12 protein-coding genes and 1 pseudogene are annotated in these 17,281 nt (G+C 60.5%); 10 read left to right on the top strand and 3 right to left on the bottom strand.

The genetic code is table 11. The annotated features are described in order from the left end of the window. Positions 1-158: 158 nt before the first annotated feature. Positions 159-1,124: a glucokinase gene (locus HU727_RS07730; RefSeq protein WP_186529956.1), complete on the bottom strand. Its 966-nt coding sequence runs from the start codon at positions 1,122-1,124 to the stop codon at positions 159-161. Then, positions 1,121-2,947 carry a phosphogluconate dehydratase gene (edd, locus tag HU727_RS07725; protein WP_186529958.1) on the bottom strand — a complete coding sequence of 609 codons (1,827 nt, stop codon included), beginning with the start codon at positions 2,945-2,947 and terminating at the stop codon, positions 1,121-1,123. Before edd ends, HU727_RS07730 begins: the two co-directional genes overlap by 4 nt. Before the next feature lie 220 nt (positions 2,948-3,167). Between edd and gap the strand changes: the two genes are divergently transcribed. The 9 genes and pseudogenes from gap (at position 3,168) to HU727_RS07685 (ending at position 13,833) form a co-directional block, all read left to right on the top strand. Beyond that, entirely contained in the window at positions 3,168-4,169 is a 1,002-nt protein-coding gene (gap, locus tag HU727_RS07720) for a type I glyceraldehyde-3-phosphate dehydrogenase (RefSeq protein ID WP_186529960.1), read from the top strand. A gap of 202 nt (positions 4,170-4,371) precedes the next feature. Then, positions 4,372-4,899: an RNA polymerase sigma factor gene (locus HU727_RS07715; protein ID WP_186529962.1), complete on the top strand. Its 528-nt coding sequence runs from the start codon at positions 4,372-4,374 to the stop codon at positions 4,897-4,899. A gap of 109 nt (positions 4,900-5,008) precedes the next feature. Then, the gene (locus tag HU727_RS07710; protein WP_186529964.1) at positions 5,009-5,974 is read left to right on the top strand and encodes a FecR family protein; all 966 of its coding nucleotides are present in this window, start codon (positions 5,009-5,011) and stop codon (positions 5,972-5,974) included. A gap of 122 nt (positions 5,975-6,096) precedes the next feature. After that, complete coding sequence (locus tag HU727_RS07705; protein ID WP_186529966.1) at positions 6,097-8,682, top strand: TonB-dependent receptor; 2,586 nt, start codon at positions 6,097-6,099, stop codon at positions 8,680-8,682. 112 nt (positions 8,683-8,794) lie between these two features. Continuing rightward, positions 8,795-9,391: a biliverdin-producing heme oxygenase gene (locus tag HU727_RS07700; protein WP_186529968.1), complete on the top strand. Its 597-nt coding sequence runs from the start codon at positions 8,795-8,797 to the stop codon at positions 9,389-9,391. A 162-nt stretch (positions 9,392-9,553) separates the two neighbouring features. Then, positions 9,554-9,943 (top strand): YbaN family protein, encoded by a 390-nt coding sequence (locus HU727_RS07695; RefSeq protein ID WP_186529970.1) that lies wholly within the window; start codon positions 9,554-9,556, stop codon positions 9,941-9,943. Positions 9,944-10,153: 210 nt separating this feature from the next. Beyond that, positions 10,154-11,434: pseudogene (locus tag HU727_RS26040) on the top strand (methyl-accepting chemotaxis protein); the annotation flags it as partial. A gap of 102 nt (positions 11,435-11,536) precedes the next feature. Then, positions 11,537-12,292, top strand: a complete 756-nt coding sequence (locus HU727_RS26035; protein ID WP_437180379.1) for a methyl-accepting chemotaxis protein — start codon at positions 11,537-11,539, stop codon at positions 12,290-12,292. 194 nt (positions 12,293-12,486) lie between these two features. After that, a complete protein-coding gene (locus HU727_RS07685; protein ID WP_186529974.1) occupies positions 12,487-13,833 on the top strand; it encodes a CoA transferase in 1,347 nt (448 codons plus the stop codon). 115 nt (positions 13,834-13,948) lie between these two features. Here HU727_RS07685 and arcD (HU727_RS07680) read toward each other — a convergent pair whose 3' ends face one another. Continuing rightward, entirely contained in the window at positions 13,949-15,376 is a 1,428-nt protein-coding gene (gene arcD, locus HU727_RS07680) for an arginine-ornithine antiporter (RefSeq protein ID WP_186529976.1), read from the bottom strand. Positions 15,377-15,840: 464 nt separating this feature from the next. Between arcD (HU727_RS07680) and arcD (HU727_RS07675) the strand changes: the two genes are divergently transcribed. After that, positions 15,841-17,268, top strand: coding sequence for an arginine-ornithine antiporter (gene arcD / locus HU727_RS07675; protein WP_186529978.1), 1,428 nt, complete (start codon positions 15,841-15,843; stop codon positions 17,266-17,268). Positions 17,269-17,281: the final 13 nt, after the last annotated feature.

The following is a 17,281-nucleotide window of genomic DNA, read 5'->3' as shown; positions in this document are numbered from 1 at the left end:
CCTGAGCAAAAACAGATGGCGTACGAGCTTTTGTGGCGAGGGAGCTTGCTCCCGCTGGGCTGCGAAGCGGCCTCGATGTACTGTCAGTGACATCGTGCCTGCCGGATTTGCGACTGCTGCGCAGCCGAGCGGGAGCAAGCTCCCTCGCCACAGGTCACTTATGCCAGAGCTGGGATTGCTTGATCCAGGGCCACGCCCGCGCCGACCAGCCCGGAATACGGTGCCGTTACCAGCCACACCGGAATGCCTTTGAAGTAATCGCTCATGCAGCCCTTGTCGGCAAAACTGCGGGCGAAACCGCTTTGCAGGAAGAAATCGGCAAACCTCGGAATCACTCCACCGACAATGAACACCCCGCCACGAGCGCCCGTGGTCAGCACGTTGTTGCCGGCGACGCGACCGAGCCAGCAGCAGAACTGCTCCAGCACCTCCAGCGCCACCGGATCACCCGCCAGACCGGCCGATGTGATCGCCTCGGGCGTATCGAGTGTCGGTTCATGCCCATCCACCGCGCAGATTGCCCGGTACAACCGAGGCAGGCCGCCGCCGCTCAACGCCGTTTCCGCGCTGACGTGACCGATTTCGTTGTAGATGTGCTGCCACAGCTGCGCTTCACGCGGGCTGCTCAGCGGCAGGTCAACGTGACCGCCCTCGCCCGGCAACGCCGCGAAACGACCTTCACCCAGATCGAGCAAGGTGCCAACCCCAAGGCCAGTGCCCGGGCCGATGACCACGGCTGGACGCAACGGCTCCGGCGTGCCTTCGCAGACCACGCGGAATTCGCCCGGCTGCAAACGGGTCATGCCCAGCGCCATCGCCGAGAAGTCGTTGGTCAGCAACAATTGCTCGACCTGCAAGGTCTTGCAGAACGCGCTACGACTGAGCCGCCAGTGATTGTTGGTGAACTTGAATTCATCGCCGCTCACCGGGCCTGCCACCGACAGACACACCGAACCGATTGAACCCGGCGCCAGACCGAGCCCGCTCAGGTAGAGGCTGATCGCCTCTTCCGGGCTGGCATAGTCGGCCGTGGCCAGCACCTGAATCGATTGCAGCTGCTGGTTTTTCCACAACGCAAACCGCGCGTTGGTGCCTCCGATGTCACCGACCAAAGCCAGTTTCAATTAAGCGTCTCCAGGGCAGAAGTGAAGGCGCTGGCGCCCTGCTCCGCCGAGCTGAAGGCCATGCGCATGAAGCCAAACAGCTCGCGCCCGCTGCCAATATTGTTGCCCAACAGGCCCTTGGCGGGTTCGCGCGCTGCAAATTCGGCGGCGTCGACCTTGAGTTCCAAAGTGCCTTTGACGCCATCGACGCGGATGATATCGCCCTCTTGCACGCGAGCCAAAGCGCCACCGACATAAGCCTCGGGGCTGACATGAATCGCCGCCGGGATTTTCCCCGACGCGCCGGACATGCGCCCGTCGGTGACCAGCGCGACTTTGAAGCCGCGATCCTGCAACACGCCGAGGAACGGCGTCATTTTGTGCAGCTCCGGCATGCCGTTGGAGCGCGGGCCCTGGAAGCGCATCACCGCGACAAAATTCTTCTCCAGCAGACCGGCCTTGAACGCATCGGCCAGATCCTGCTGATCCTGAAACACCATCGCCGGTGCCTCGACAACCTGGTTTTCCAGGGCTACGGCGGACACTTTCATCACGCCGCGTCCGAGATTGCCTTCCATTACGCGCAAGCCGCCCTCCGAGGAGAACGCACGGGACACCGGGCGCAGAATGTTTTCGTCGAGGCTGTCGATCGGTCCTTCGCGCCACACCAGCTCACCGTTATCGAGGAACGGCTCTTTGGTGTAGCGGCTCAGGCCGTGGCCGAGCACGGTGTTGACGTCTTCGTGCAGCAGACCGGCGCCGAGCAGTTCGCGGATCAGGAACGACATGCCGCCCGCCGCCTGGAAATGGTTGATGTCGGCTTTGCCGTTCGGATAAACGTGGCTGAGGGTCGGCACGACTTCGGAGAGGTCGGCCATGTCTTGCCAGGTCAGTTGAATGCCCGCCGCCATGGCAATGGCCGGCATGTGCAGGGTGTGGTTGGTCGAACCGCCCGTGGCGTGCAGCGCAACAATCGAGTTGACCAGCGCCTTCTCGTCGACGATCTCGCCGATCGGCATGAAGTTGCCGTTCTGCTTGGTCAGACGCGTGACCTGATGCGCGGCCTCGCGGGTCAAGGCGTCACGCAGCGGCGTATTCGGATTGACAAAAGAGGCGCCCGGCAAGTGCAGGCCCATGACTTCCATCAGTAGCTGGTTGGTGTTGGCGGTGCCGTAAAAGGTGCAGGTGCCCGGGCTGTGGTAGGACTTCATCTCCGATTCCAGCAGCTCTTCGCGAGTCGCCTTGCCTTCGGCGTACTTCTGGCGAACGTCGGCCTTTTCCTTGTTGGAGATCCCCGAAACCATCGGTCCACCGGGGACGAAGATCGTCGGCAGGTGGCCGAAGCGCAGCGAACCCATCATCAGCCCGGGAACGATCTTGTCGCAGATGCCGAGCATCAGCGCACCGTCGAACATGTTGTGCGACAGCGCCACGGCGGTAGACATCGCGATCACTTCGCGGCTTGGCAAGCTCAGTTCCATGCCCGGCTCGCCCTGGGTCACGCCATCGCACATGGCAGGTGTGCCACCGGCGAACTGGCCGACCGAGCCGATTTCACGCAAGGCGTTCTTGATCTGTTCAGGGAAGACTTCGTACGGCTGATGCGCCGAGAGCATGTCGTTATACGAAGAAACAATGGCGATGTTCGCCGAGTTCATCATCCGCAGGCTGTGCTTGTCTTCACTGCCGCATCCGGCCACGCCGTGGGCGAAGTTGGCGCATTGCAGCTTGCCGCGCATCGGGCCGTCGGTGGCGGCGCCGCGAATCAATGCAAGGTAAGCCTGACGCGTGGCGCGGCTGCGGGCGATAAGCCGTTCGGTGACCTCAAGAACGCGGGGATGCATGTGTAGAACTCCAGGCTAACGGATGTGGCGACCTGATTGTCTATGCTGAGCAAGGGCCCATCCATTCGGGATGACGGACGGTTTTCTTGATCATTCGGACCAGTTGATTCAGGTCACTCGTTGTAGATAAAACAAAATATTGCCACTAAAAAGGCTTGTTTTCTATTTTTATGCGAATAATCTTGTAATTCCAACAACAAAACGACGGCGGCGCTGTTCCATGACTCTACGAATCGCAATCAATGGTTTTGGCCGCATCGGCCGTAATGTCCTTCGCGCACTGTATACCCAAGGCTATCGCCAGGACCTGCAGATCGTCGCGATCAACGATCTGGGTGACAGTTCGATCAACGCCCATCTGCTCAAGTACGACACCGTCCACGGCACCTTTGATGCCGAAGTCGCGCACGACAACGAGAGCCTGACGGTCAACGGCGACCGCATTGCGGTCAGCGCCATTCGCAACCCGGCCGAACTGCCATGGGCTGCCGAGAAGATCGACGTTGTTTTCGAGTGCACCGGTCTGTTCACCGACCGTGCCAAAGCCGCCGCGCATATTACCGCCGGCGCACGCAAAGTAATCATCTCGGCGCCGGCCAAAGGCGCCGATGCCACCGTCGTTTATGGTGTGAACCACGACATTTTGCGCCAGTCGCACCAGATCATCTCCAACGCCTCGTGCACCACCAACTGCCTGGCGCCGGTCGCCCAGGTGCTGCATCGCGAACTGGGCATTGAAAGCGGCCTGATGACTACCATTCACGCCTACACCAACGATCAGAATCTGACCGACGTCTATCACACCGACCCGTACCGCGCGCGTTCGGCCACGCAGAACATGATCCCGAGCAAGACCGGCGCCGCCGAAGCGGTGGGCCTGGTGCTGCCGGAACTGGCGGGCAAGCTGACCGGCATGGCCGTGCGTGTGCCCGTGATCAATGTGTCGCTGGTGGATCTGACCGTACAGCTCAAGCGTGAAGCCTCGGCCGACGAAGTCAACGCCCTGCTGAAAGCGGCGAGCCAACATTCGAAAATTTTGGGTTACAACACGTTGCCGCTGGTTTCAAGCGACTTCAACCACAACCCGCTGTCGTCGATCTTCGATGCCAATCACACCAAGTCCAGCGGCAAGCTGTTGAAGGTGCTGGCCTGGTATGACAACGAATGGGGCTTCTCCAACCGCATGCTGGATAACTGCCTGGCGTTGTGTAACGCCGAATAATCCCAGGTTCTCCCCCCCATCCCTGTGGGAGCGAGCCTGCTCGCGAATACTTTGTATCATTCGACATTGATGTTGACTGGCAAACCGCTTCTCGCGAGCAGGCTCGCTCCCACAGGGTTTCGATTTCAATCTGAAATCAGCGCTTGACCACGAAGGCAGATGATAAGCATTATCATTAGCTCGAAATGGATCAGGTCTTCCCGTGAGTCAATCGCGCTTCAATCATGTTTTCCTCGCTCAGCGCAGTTCATTGCTGCGGACGCTGGAACGGATGGTCAACAATCACAGCACCGCTGAAGACCTGCTGCAGGAAACCTATCTGCGCGTCACGCGGGCGTTGAGCGAGCGGGCCATCGACCACCTTGAACCTTTTGTCTTCCAGACCGCGCGCAATCTGGCGCTCGACCATTTGCGCGCGCGCAAGATTCACGCGCGCACCATGGTCGATGATGTGCCGCAGGTCATCGTCCATAGCATCGCCGCCCCCGCCAGCAGCGCCGAAGACGCCGCCCACGCCGAACAATTGCTGGAGCGCTTGAACGTGAGTCTCGGTGAACTCAGTCCCCGTCAGCAGCGAATCTTTATCCTCAGCCGTTTGCACGGGCACAGCTATCAGGAAATCGCCGACGAACTGGAGGTGTCCCTCAGTACCGTGCAAAAAGAACTGAAACTGATCATGAGTATCTGCATCGGCGTGGCCGCACGGCATGACGGCAGCGGCAAGCAGTGAGTCTCGAACGGCACGTTGAAAATGAAAGCAATACAACGCATCGGGTCATGGCTTGCAGCTTGTCGCTTGAAGCTGGAAACTGCTTCGCCACAAGCCCCGAGGAAACACCGTGACGGACACCCACCGCTCGCCTTCGCCCGATTCGGCGCGGCACGCTGCAGACGCAATGGACCAGGCGCTGGACTGGCTCATTGTGCTCGGCAGCGCGGACGAAGAGCAGGCCCGGCAGTTTCAGGCCTGGCTGGCGGCTGATCCGCTGAATGCCGAAGCGTTCGCCAAGGCCCAGGCGATCTGGGATGGCCCGCACGTCGCGTCGTGCGCGCAGGCCCTCGCGGCGAAATCCGCGAAAGTGTCCTTGCTCAAACGCCTGCGCCCGCACTGGAAACCCTTGGCGACCGCCGCCGTGCTGATCCTCGGTTTGTTCAGCTTCAGCAATCTGCCAATGCGCCTTCAGGCCGATCATCTGACCGTGGTCGGCGAACGTCAGCGCCTGCAACTGGAGGACGGTTCGCAAGTCCTGCTCAACACCAACTCGGCCTTCTCCAGCACCATCAACGATCAACAGCGCATTGCCCGGTTGTACCAAGGCGAGGCGTTTTTCGAGGTGGCCTCCGATCGCAGTCAACCGCTGGAAATCGATGCCGGACCGGTCCAGGCCAGCGTGCGCGATACGGCCTTCGCCGTGCGTTATCTGGACGGCGTTGCACAGGTCAACGTGCAGCGCGGCGATGTCGATCTGCGCGCCACCCATAACGATGCGCGCGTTCGCCTGCGCGCCGGGGAAAGCATTCGTATCGGGCCCAACGGCTTTGGCCGTCCCGCCAAACTCGACGCCGCCACCGATCTGGCCTGGGTTCAGGGCCGATTGGTGTTCGAGAACTGCCCGCTGAATCAGGTGCTGGCCGAGCTGCGCCGCTACTATCCGGGCTGGATCATCAACAACAACGAGCAACTGGCCGACGTCGCCGTCACCGGCAATTACCGTCTCGATCAGCCGCTCGACGTGGTGCGCTCTCTGGCGCACATCACCTCCGCCCGCCTGCAGGAATTCCCCGCACTGGTGATCCTGAACTGAATGAGAATTATTTTTACTCGATAGCCGAAGCCGGTACGTCTCGTTATAGCCAATGCAATTGATTCGCATCTTCGGACGCGGGTCTGCACCTATAAAGATTCGTGCGACACGGAGCGCTATCGATGTCCTCACGCCTTACCCGCCAGACTGCTTCCCCTTCCCGCGTATTGTCGTTGCTGACCGCTGCCATCCTGATGGCCGGCACTGCACCAGTGATGGCTGCCACCGAGCAACCGGCGCGCAACATGGGCGACTACTCGTTTTCCATCAGTCAGCAGCCGTTGGTCTCGGCACTTAACGCCTTTACCGCCGTGACCGGTTGGCAGGTGGGTTTGCCGGCCCAGTTGGGTCAGGGCGTCTCGTCGCCGGGCGTGCGCGGCTCGCTGCCGCCGGAAAAAGCGCTCGAGCGCCTGTTGGTGGGGACCAACCTGAGCTTTCGCAAGCTGAGCAACAACAATGTCGTGCTGGAAAAGCGCAGCAGCAGCGGCACCCTCAACCTGGATCAGGTGACGATCAGCGCCACTCGCCAGGAACAGTCAGTCAACAGCGTGCCCGCCACCGTCACCGTGCAGACCCGCGAGGGGCTGGACCGCAACAACGTCAACACCATCAAGGATCTGGTGCGCTACGAGCCGGGTGTTTCTGTTGGCGGTGCCGGTCAGCGCGGCGGCATCAGCGGCTACAATATTCGCGGTATCGACGGTGATCGCATCCTGACTCAGGTCGATGGCGTGGAAATCCCCAACAGTTTCTTCAACGGCCCGTACGCCAAAAGCCAGCGCAATTACGTCGACCCGGAAATCGTCAAGCGCGTGGAAATCCTCCGTGGCCCGGCCTCGGTGCTCTACGGCAGCAACGCCATCGGCGGCGCGGTCAGCTATTACACCCTCGATGCCGACGACATCATCAAACCGGGCAAGGACGTCGGTGCACGTCTGAAAAGCGGTTACAGCTCCGCCGATGACAGCTGGCTGAAGTCCGCCACCCTCGCCGGACGTAGCGGTGATTTCGACGGTCTGCTGCATTACAGCCAACGCGACGGGCATGAAACCGAATCGTTCGGTGGCCACAACGGCACCGGCCTTGAGCGCACCGCCGCCAACCCGGAAGACGTGCGGGCACACAACGTGCTGGCCAAGCTCGGCTGGAACTACAACGAAGATTCGCGCCTGGGCCTGACGTACGAAAAGTACAAGGACGACCGCGACACCGATCAGAAAAGCGTCTACGGCGGCCCTTACTTCAACGGTGCGCCCACCATTGCGAACAGCGCGCTGCCCGGCGGCATGTACCAGTGGCGCACCGGCAACGACACCATCACTCGCGAACGTTTCGGCATCGAGCACAACTTCGCCCTCGAGAGCCTGTTGGCCGACAACGTGAAGTGGAGCCTGAACCACCAGATCGCCAAAACCGATCAGAGCACCGAAGAGTATTACTACCCCATGACCCGTAAAGTGCTGCGCACCCGCGACACTGTTTACGAGGAAAAGCAGTGGGTATTCGATGCTCAACTGGACAAGGCTTTCGCCATCGGTGACACCGACCATGTGCTGACTTACGGCACCACGATCAAGCAGCAGAAGGTCACCGGCTCGCGCAGCGGCGACGGCAAATGTCTGGCGGTCGGTCGCGGCTGCACGGCGATTGGCGCGACCAGCACGGCAGACGTATTGAAGAAAGCCAGCGACTTTCCCGACCCGACCATCAACACCTATAGCCTGTTCGCACAGGACCAGATCAGCTGGAATGATTGGACCTTTTTGCCGGGCCTGCGCTACGACTACACGCGACTCAACCCGAAAATCACTCAGGAATTCCTCAACACCGTGGCGGCGGATGGTCAGGGCACGGTCAGCGACAAGAACAAGACGTGGCATAAAGTCTCGCCCAAATTCGGCCTGACCTACGCCTTCAACGACAACTACACCTGGTACGGCCAGTACGCCGAGGGCTTCCGCACTCCCACCGCGAAAGCGTTGTACGGTCGTTTCGAGAACAACACCAGCGGCTACAGCGTGGCGCCGAACCCGGATCTGGATCCGGAAAAAAGCAAAAGCTATGAGACCGGCCTGCGCGGCAACTTCGAGCAAGGTTCGTTCGATGTGGCGGTGTTCTATAACAAGTACCGCGACTTCATCAACGAGGACGCCGTTAAACCCGGCTACAGCGATCTTACGTTCCAGTCGAACAACATCAAGCGCGCCACCATCAAGGGCGCCGAAGTCAAAGGTCGGCTGAATCTGGATGCCTTCGGCGCGCCGCAAGGCCTCTACACCCAGGGCTCGATCGCCTACGCCTACGGTCGCAACAACGACAGCGGCGAGCCGCTTAACAGCGTCAACCCGCTGACCGGCGTGTTTGGCCTGGGTTACGACCAGGACCATTACGGCGGCTTGTTGAGCTGGACTGTGGTGAAGAAAAAGGATCGCGTCGATGACACCAACTTCAAATCGCCGGACGGCGTCAGCAGTCAGTTCAAATCGCCGGGCTTCGGCATCCTCGATATGACCGGTTATTACAAAGTCACCGACGACGTGACCGTCAGCGGCGGCATTTACAACCTGACCGACAAGAAATACTGGCTGTGGGACGACGTGCGCGGTTACGACAGCGTCGGCGAAGCGTCGGTGACGCAACCGGCCAACCTTGATCGCCTGACGCAACCGGGGCGTAACTTCGCCATCAACCTGATTTGGGACATCTGATCCGGCAGGCCTCGCTGCGCGTGTTCATTCGCCGTGCAGTGAGGTTTTTTTACTGTCCGGCGCCGGCCCGTACGTCTCGTTATCAAGCGCCTCTTTTATCAAGGACACCCGCATGACCACTTCGCCAAAAGCTCTGCGTTCGCAACGCCTGAACCAGATAACTCATGAGCCACACAGCAAGCTCGATGCGCTGGTCAAGGCCCACGCGCCATTCGAGACCCGCGCCAGCTTCGCCCGTTTTGTGGTGGCGCAATACCTGTTCCAGTCGGAACTCGTCGAGCTGTACAACGATGCTGAACTGAGCGCGATCGTTCCTGACTTGCCGGCCCGTTGCCGCGCCGAAGCGGCCAGGGCCGACCTTGCCGATCTGGATACCGAAGTTCCGGCAGCGGTGGCCGGCGCGGTGAAAAACCCAGGCAAGGCCCGCGCATTGGGCTGGATCTTCGTGTCGGAAGGTTCGAAGCTCGGCGCAGCGTTCCTGATCAAGCGCGCGGTGGCTCTGGACCTGAGCGAAACCTTTGGTGCGCGCCACCTGGGCGAACCGGAAGGTGGTCGTGCCGAGGGCTGGAAGCGCTTTGTGAAAACGCTGGATTCGCTGGAATTCAGCGCCGAGGAAGAAGCCGAAGTCGAGCGCGGCGCACTGGAGGCATTCAACCGCTTCACCGTGCTGCTGGAACAGGCATATGCCACGGAGGCCGAAGTGGCCTGAAGCAACACTTATCCCTTGTGGGAGCGAGCCTGCTCGCGAAGACGGCAGCACATTCAACATCGATGTGACTGATCCACCGCTTTCGCGAGCAGGCTCGCTCCCACAGTGATCACCACAAGCCTGTAAGATCTCCACTCCGCTTCAGAAGCCACCGCTGAGCTCATGCCCTCACCCGCCCACTCCAAACTCGCCCGCCTGCTGTTCGGCCTGCTGGCCTACGTCAGCCTCGGCATCGGCCTGATTGCCGTTGTCGTGCCCGGCTTGCCAACCACCGAGTTCATCCTCCTCGCCGCCTGGGCCGCGACCCGCAGTTCGCCGCGCCTGAGTGCCTGGCTGGAAAACCATCGCCTGTTCGGGCCGATTCTGCGCAACTGGCGCAACGGCGGGATCATTGCCCGCAAGGCCAAAGTCAGCGCCACGGCCAGCATGTTGCTGTGCGCGACGCTGATGCTGGTGATGCTCGATCACGGTTGGCCGATCTATCTGGCGATCGCGGGCATGGGCCTGGGCAACTTGTGGATCTGGTCGCGCCCCGAATCCTTGCCTGTATAAAAGTGCCCCGGACTATTTGAGCGCACATCCCTTTAATTAATCCTCTTTTCGGCACTTTCTCCTGCGCAAACGTTTAACACTAACCGTTCGTCGGCATGCCCCTCATGCCGTTTCGATCCACGCCGATGAGAAATGAATGGCGCTGAACGGATTTGGCGAACCGGGTAGTTCATACCCAAGCCCCCAGACTTCCTTTCGCGAGACCGCCCTATGTTCGCTTCTCTCTCCATTCGCCTGAAAATCGTTCTGCTGTCCGGGCTGTGCCTGCTCGGCGTGGTCGCGCTGATCGTCGGCATGAATATCTACCAGACCAACCAGAACGATGAGCTGGTCAGCGCCTCCAGCAGCAAAATGCTCACCGCCAGCGTGCAGAACCTGCTGCAAGCCAAAGCCGCCGAGCAAGCGGTGCGGGTGCAGAAAACCTTTGGCGAAAGCCTGTTGGTGGTCACCGCATTGGCTGATCAGGTCAAGGACCTGCAGACGATGGCGGCCAAGCGCTCCCTGGACGCCGGTGCCGTGCGTGAGGAAATCAACCAGAGCCTGAAAACCGCGTTCGAGCGTAACGATAAGGTGCTGGGCATCTGGCTTGCGTTCGAACCTGATGCCCTCGACGGCAAGGATAGCGAGTTCACCAACGATGCCGCGCGTCAGTCCAATGAAGTCGGACGATTTGCTTCGTACTGGAGCCGTGCCGGCGGCGCCTCGCTGAACACGGTCATGGTCGAAGATGACCTGACCAAAACCACCCTCAGCGTCAGCGGCACGCCGTACAACAGTTGGTACACCTGCCCTCGCGACAACAAGCGCACCTGCCTGCTTGACCCGTATGCGGACACCGTCGGTGGCAGGGAAATGCTCATGACGACCATTTCCGTGCCGCTGATGATCGACGGCAAAGCCATCGGTGTGGTCGGTGTCGACATCGCCCTCGATGCCCTGCAAGCCGCCGCCGTGGATTCGCAACGCAGCCTGTTCAACAACGCCGGGCACATGCTGATCGTCTCAGGCAGCGGCGTACTCGCTGCCGACAGCGCTGACGCGACACGCGTGGGCAAGAAAATCAGCGACACCCTCGGCGCCGACGGTAAGGATGTCCTGCAACTGGTCGGCAGCGGCACCGCGAAAATCCTCGAACAGGGCGAGCTGATTCGCGCCGTTTACCCCGTCGATCCGATTGGCAACTCCCGCGCCTGGGGTGTGGTGATCGACTTGCCAAAACACGTGCTGCTCGCCGATTCGGTCAAGCTGCAAGCGGTGCTTGATGAAGCACAGCACACCGGTGTAATCACTGCGCTGGTGGTGGCGGTCGCCGCCGGTTTGGTCGGCCTGCTGCTGATCTGGCTCACCGCGTCGGGCGTGACTCGCCCGATCAACAGCGTGGCCGAGATGCTCAAGAACATCGCCAGCGGCGAAGGCGATCTGACCCAGCGCCTGAACTACGGCAAAAAGGATGAACTCGGCGAACTGGTGAACTGGTTCAACCGTTTCCTCGACAAGCTGCAACCGACCATCGCGCAGATCAAACAGAGCATCACCGAAGCACGCGGCACCGCTGACCAGTCTTCGGAAATTGCGCGCCAGACCAGCGAAGGCATGCAGGTGCAGTTCCGCGAAATCGATCAGGTCGCCACGGCGTCGAACGAAATGAGCGCCACTGCCCATGACGTTGCCAACAGCGCCTCGAACGCGGCCAATGCGGCCAAGGGTGCCGATCAGTCGGCGAAGGACGGCATGGCGATCATCGAACGCAGTACCCGCGATATCAATGACCTGGCCGATGAAGTCAGCAAAGCCGTGACCGAAGTCGAAGCGCTGGCGGTTAACAGCGAGCAGATCGGGTCAGTGCTGGAAGTGATTCGCAGCATCGCCGAACAGACCAATCTGCTGGCGCTCAACGCAGCCATCGAAGCCGCCCGCGCCGGTGAGAGCGGCCGGGGTTTTGCCGTGGTCGCCGATGAAGTGCGCAACCTGGCCAAACGCACACAGGATTCGGTGGAAGAAATTCGCATCGTTATCGAGCGCATCCAGACCGGCACCCGTGGCGTGGTCGCGACCATGCATTCGAGCCAGACCCAGGCGCACAACAACGCCGGGCAGATCCGTCAGGCGGTCGATGCGCTGGGCAAGATCAGCGACGCGGTCACCGTGATCAGCGACATGAACCTGCAAATCGCCAGCGCCGCCGAGCAGCAAAGCGCGGTGGCCGAAGAGGTCAACCGCAACGTCTCGGCGATCCGTACCGTGACCGAAACCCTGACCGGGCAAGCCACCGAGTCGGCAGCGATCAGCAGCCAGCTCAACAGCCTGGCGAGCCAGCAGATGAAGTTGATGGACCAGTTCCGCGTGTAATAACCCGACAAGAATCCCTGTGGGAGCGAGCCTGCTCGCGAAGAGGCCGTCATATGCAACATCATTGTTGACTGACGCTCCGCCTTCGCGAGCAGGCTCGCTCCCACAGTTGAAACGGGTTCACATCCCGGGGGTTTCATCTATCCCGGCATTCTTTTGCACTATCATCGCCCTCTCGCTCCGGAGGGCCTTCGATGACTGATTTGCTCACGTCCATTCAAGCCGCACTCGGCTTGCCGCCTACACCGATTTCGTTCGCAGCCCAGGGCGCCCTGCCCTCGGCATTTGCCGTCACTGATCTGGCCTGCGCCAGCATTGGCGCTGCGGGCCAAGCCGTCAGCGAGCTGCTTAGTCAACAGACCGGTCATTTGCCCACCGTGGAAGTCGACCGTCGTCTGGCTTCGTTCTGGTTCGGCACTTCAATCCGCCCGATCGGCTGGCGGGTGCCGCCGCTATGGGATGCGGTCGCCGGCGATTATGCGACCCGGGACGGCTGGATCCGCTTGCACACCAACGCCCCGCATCACCGCGCCGCCGCTGAACGCGTGCTCGGTGCCTGCGCCGACCGCGCTGCGATGGCGGCCAAAGTTTTGCAATGGTCCGGCTCTGAGCTGGAGCAAGCCGTGGTCGACGCCAAGGGCTGCGCCGCGCAAATGCGCAGCTGGGCGCAGTGGCAAAACCATCCGCAAGGCCTGGCGGTGAATGCCGAGCCGCTGGTCCATTACTCTGATCGGAAAGACGAGAGCACCCACGCATGGCGAGGCACGATTGCGCAACCGTTGGCCGGGATCAAAGTGCTGGATCTGACGCGAGTGATCGCCGGTCCCACGGCCAGTCGTTTTCTCGCAGGCCTTGGCGCTGAGGTGCTACGCATCGATCCGCCGACCTGGAATGAGCCCGGCGTGGTCCCCGACATGACGCTCGGCAAACGTTGTGCGCGGCTGGATCTGCACGCTCCGGCGGATCGCGCAGTGTTCGAAAAGCTGTTGAAGGAGGCCGACATCCTGCTGCATGGCTATCGCGCCGGTGCGCTGGAAGGGCTCGGTTTCGGCGCTGAGCGCCGGCAACAACTGGCGCCGGGGCTGATCGACGTCTGCCTCAATGCCTACGGCTGGAGCGGTCCGTGGCAGAACCGGCGCGGCTTCGACAGCCTGGTACAGATGAGCAGCGGCATCGCCGACGCCGGGAAGCGCTGGAAGCAGGCAGACAAACCAACGCCGCTGCCCGTGCAGGCACTGGATCATGCGACGGGTTATCTGATGGCGGCGAGTGCGATCAAACTGCTTACGCAGCGCTTGAGTAATGGTCGAGGCGGCTCGGCCCGGTTGTCACTGGCGCGCACGGCGAAACTGTTGATTGATCAGGGGCCAGGCACTGACGAGACACTGCGCCCCGAGGAAGAAAAGGATCAAGACACCCTGATCGAGCAAACGCCATGGGGCCCCGCGCATCGTCTGCAGCCACCGCTGAAAATCAGCGGCACGCCGCTGCAGTGGGATTTGCCGGCTACGCAATTGGGATCGTACCGAGCACAGTGGTGAACCGTCTGCCTCTTCGCGAGCAGGCTCGCTCCCACACTGGCCTTGTATCCGGCGCGCCTTTGGTGGGAGCGAGCCTGCTCGCGAAGAGGCCGGACCTGCCGACCCAAATGTCCGATTACAACGACAACACCCCGCTATACAACCCATATGCCGCCAGACCCGCCCCAATAATCACGCAAGCAAAAATCCCCTTCTCCACCGTGGTAAACACCGGCTGGCCCTGCTCATGTTTGGCCTTGGCAAACAGGATCACGCCCGGTGCGTACAGCAGCGCTGACAGCAGCAGATATTTCACGCCCCCGGCGTACAGCAACCACACCGCGTAACACAGGGCGATGCCGCCGATCAGCAGATCCTTGGAGCGTTCAGCGGAGGCGTTTTCGTAGGTTTCGCCACGCCCGCTCAACAGTACGGCGTACGCCGCTGACCACAGGTACGGCACCAGAATCATCGACGACGCCAGATAAATCAGGCTGGTGTAGGTGCCCGCCGAAAACAGCGTGATCAACAGAAAAATCTGGATCATCACGTTGGTCAGCCACAACGCATTCACCGGTACATGGTTTTTGTTTTCCTTCTTCAGGAACGCCGGCATGGTTTTGTCCCTGGCCGTGGCAAAGAGGATTTCCGCGCACAACAGCGCCCATGACAGCAACGCCCCGAGCAGGGAAATCGCCAGGCCAATGCTGATCAGCAACGCGCCCCACGGCCCGACAATGTGCTCCAGCACCGCCGCCAGCGACGGGTTTTGCAGTTTGGCCAGTTCCGGCTGGCTCATAATCCCCAGCGACAACACATTGACCAGCACCAGCAGCGCCAGCACGCCGATAAAGCCGATCACCGTGGCGCGGCCGACATCGCTGCGCTTTTCCGCCCGGGCCGAGTACACGCTCGCCCCTTCGATGCCGATGAACACGAACACCGTCACCAGCATCATGTTGCGCACCTGATCCATCACCCCGCCGAAACTCGGGTTGCTGCGGCCCCAGATGTCGCGGGTGAAAATGTCAGCCTTGAACGCCACTGCCGCGATAACGATGAACATGACCAGCGGCACGATCTTGGCCACGGTGGTGACCTGGTTGATGGACGCCGCCTCCTTGATGCCGCGCATCACCAGAAAGTGCACGGCCCACAGCAGTAGCGACGCACAGCCGATCGCAATCGGCGTATTGCCCTGGCCGAACACCGGAAAGAAATAGCCGAGGGTGCTGAACAGCAGAACGAAATAACCGACGTTGCCCAGCCAGGCGCTGATCCAGTAACCCCAGGCCGACGAGAACCCCATGTAGTCACCGAACCCGGCCTTGGCGTAGGCATACACGCCCGAGTCCAGCTCTGGCTTGCGATTGGCCAGAGTCTGAAACACGAACGCCAGGGTCAGCATGCCAATCGCCGTGATGCCCCAGCCGATCAGGATTGCCCCGGCATCGGCCCGCGCCGCCATGTTCTGCGGCAGCGAAAAAATCCCGCCGCCGATCATCGACCCCACCACCAGAGCGATCAACGCGCCAAGGCGCAGCTTTTGCGTCGGTTGCGACATTCCATTCTCCCTTTCCCGGTCAATGAATACTCAACGCCTGAACCAAACCCGCTAGAGGATAGGCGGCCCAGCAAAATTAGTTGAATGAATGCGCGCCGATACGTTCATTAAATAACGCCGTAACAATCATCTTATATATAGCGATCAATGCTAATGCCCAGCACGTTAAGACGGTTTTGTGCGCTGATCCTAATTAATAAATTCTGTACTGGAAACAGCGTCGAAAAATTTGCCAAAGCCTGAAAAGAAACTAGCGTGATAATTCGAACGTATTGGGATCCACGCACCTAAAACCTTATAAAGGCCTCTGGGACGGCCTTTCCAGACGAAAGGTTTATGCCACCGAGTGCTTCATAAGTCATTCATTAACAATGGAATGTGCCTATGCACTGATCTATGTCAGCTCTTCGAACAGACAACAGATCTACGCTGTGAACTCTTCTCTCCTGCAATGGAGTACTGCAATGTCTGAAGCGCCCGGAAAACTAAGACTCGGTGCACTGGTTGCATTGGTAGTCGGTTCGATGATCGGTGGCGGGATATTTTCCCTGCCACAAAACATGGCCGCCAGCGCCGACGTCGGTGCAGTGCTGATCGGCTGGGCCATTACCGCCGTTGGCATGCTCACCCTCGCTTTCGTCTTCCAGACCCTCGCCAATCGCAAGCCTGATCTGGACGGCGGTGTCTACGCCTATGCCAAGGCCGGATTCGGCGATTACATGGGTTTCTCGTCCGCCTGGGGTTACTGGATCAGCGCCTGGCTGGGCAACGTCGGTTACTTCGTTCTGCTGTTCAGCACCCTTGGTTATTTCTTTCCGATATTCGGCGAGGGTAATACGCCGGCGGCCGTGATCGGCGCCTCTGTGCTGCTGTGGGCCGTGCACTTTCTGGTGCTGCGCGGGATCAAGGAAGCGGCGTTCATCAACCTGGTGACCACGGTCGCCAAGGTCGTGCCGCTGCTGCTGTTCGTCCTGATCGCGATTTTCGCCTTCAAACTGGACATCTTCACCGCCGACATCTGGGGCCTGAAAAACCCCGACCTGGGCAGTGTGATGAACCAGGTGCGCAACATGATGCTGGTCACCGTTTGGGTGTTCATCGGCATCGAAGGTGCGAGCATTTTCTCCGCTCGCGCCGAGAAACGCTCGGACGTCGGTAAAGCCACCGTGATCGGCTTTATCACGGTGCTGCTGTTTCTGGTGCTGGTGAATGTGCTGTCGCTGGGCATCATGACTCAGCCGGAACTGGCCAAACTGCAGAACCCGTCGATGGCCGCCGTGCTGGAGCATGTGGTCGGTCACTGGGGCGCGGTGTTGATCAGCGTCGGTCTGATCATCTCGCTGCTTGGGGCGCTGCTTTCGTGGGTGTTGTTGTGTGCGGAGATCATGTTCGCCGCCGCCAAAGACCACACCATGCCGGAGTTCCTGCGCAAGGAAAACGCCAACCACGTACCGGTCAACGCCCTGTGGCTGACCAACGCGATGGTGCAGATTTTCCTGATCATCACCCTGTTCTCGGCCAGTACTTACCTGTCGCTGATCTACCTCGCCACTTCGATGATTCTGGTGCCGTACCTGTGGTCGGCGGCCTACGCCCTGCTGCTGGCGGTGCGCGGCGAGAGCTACGAAGGCTTTGCCGCCGAGCGGCGCAAGGATCTGATCATCGGTGGCATCGCTTTGATCTACGCGGTGTGGCTGCTGTATGCCGGCGGCGTGAAGTACCTGCTGCTCTCGGCCCTGCTCTATGCGCCCGGCGCGATCCTGTTCGCCAAAGCCAAGCTGGAACTCAAACAACCGATTTTCACCCACGTCGAGAAGCTGATTTTCGCCGCAGTGGTCGTCGGCGCCCTGGTGGCAGCCTACGGTCTCTACGACGGCTTCCTGACCTTGTAACTGCCTGACGTTT

Origin of the sequence: Pseudomonas khorasanensis, from assembly GCF_014268505.2 — a bacterium.
Taxonomy (GTDB): Bacteria; Pseudomonadota; Gammaproteobacteria; order Pseudomonadales; family Pseudomonadaceae; genus Aquipseudomonas; species Aquipseudomonas khorasanensis.
The sequence above is the reverse complement of the archived record's forward strand: the minus strand, read 5'-3'. Positions and strand labels throughout refer to the sequence as shown.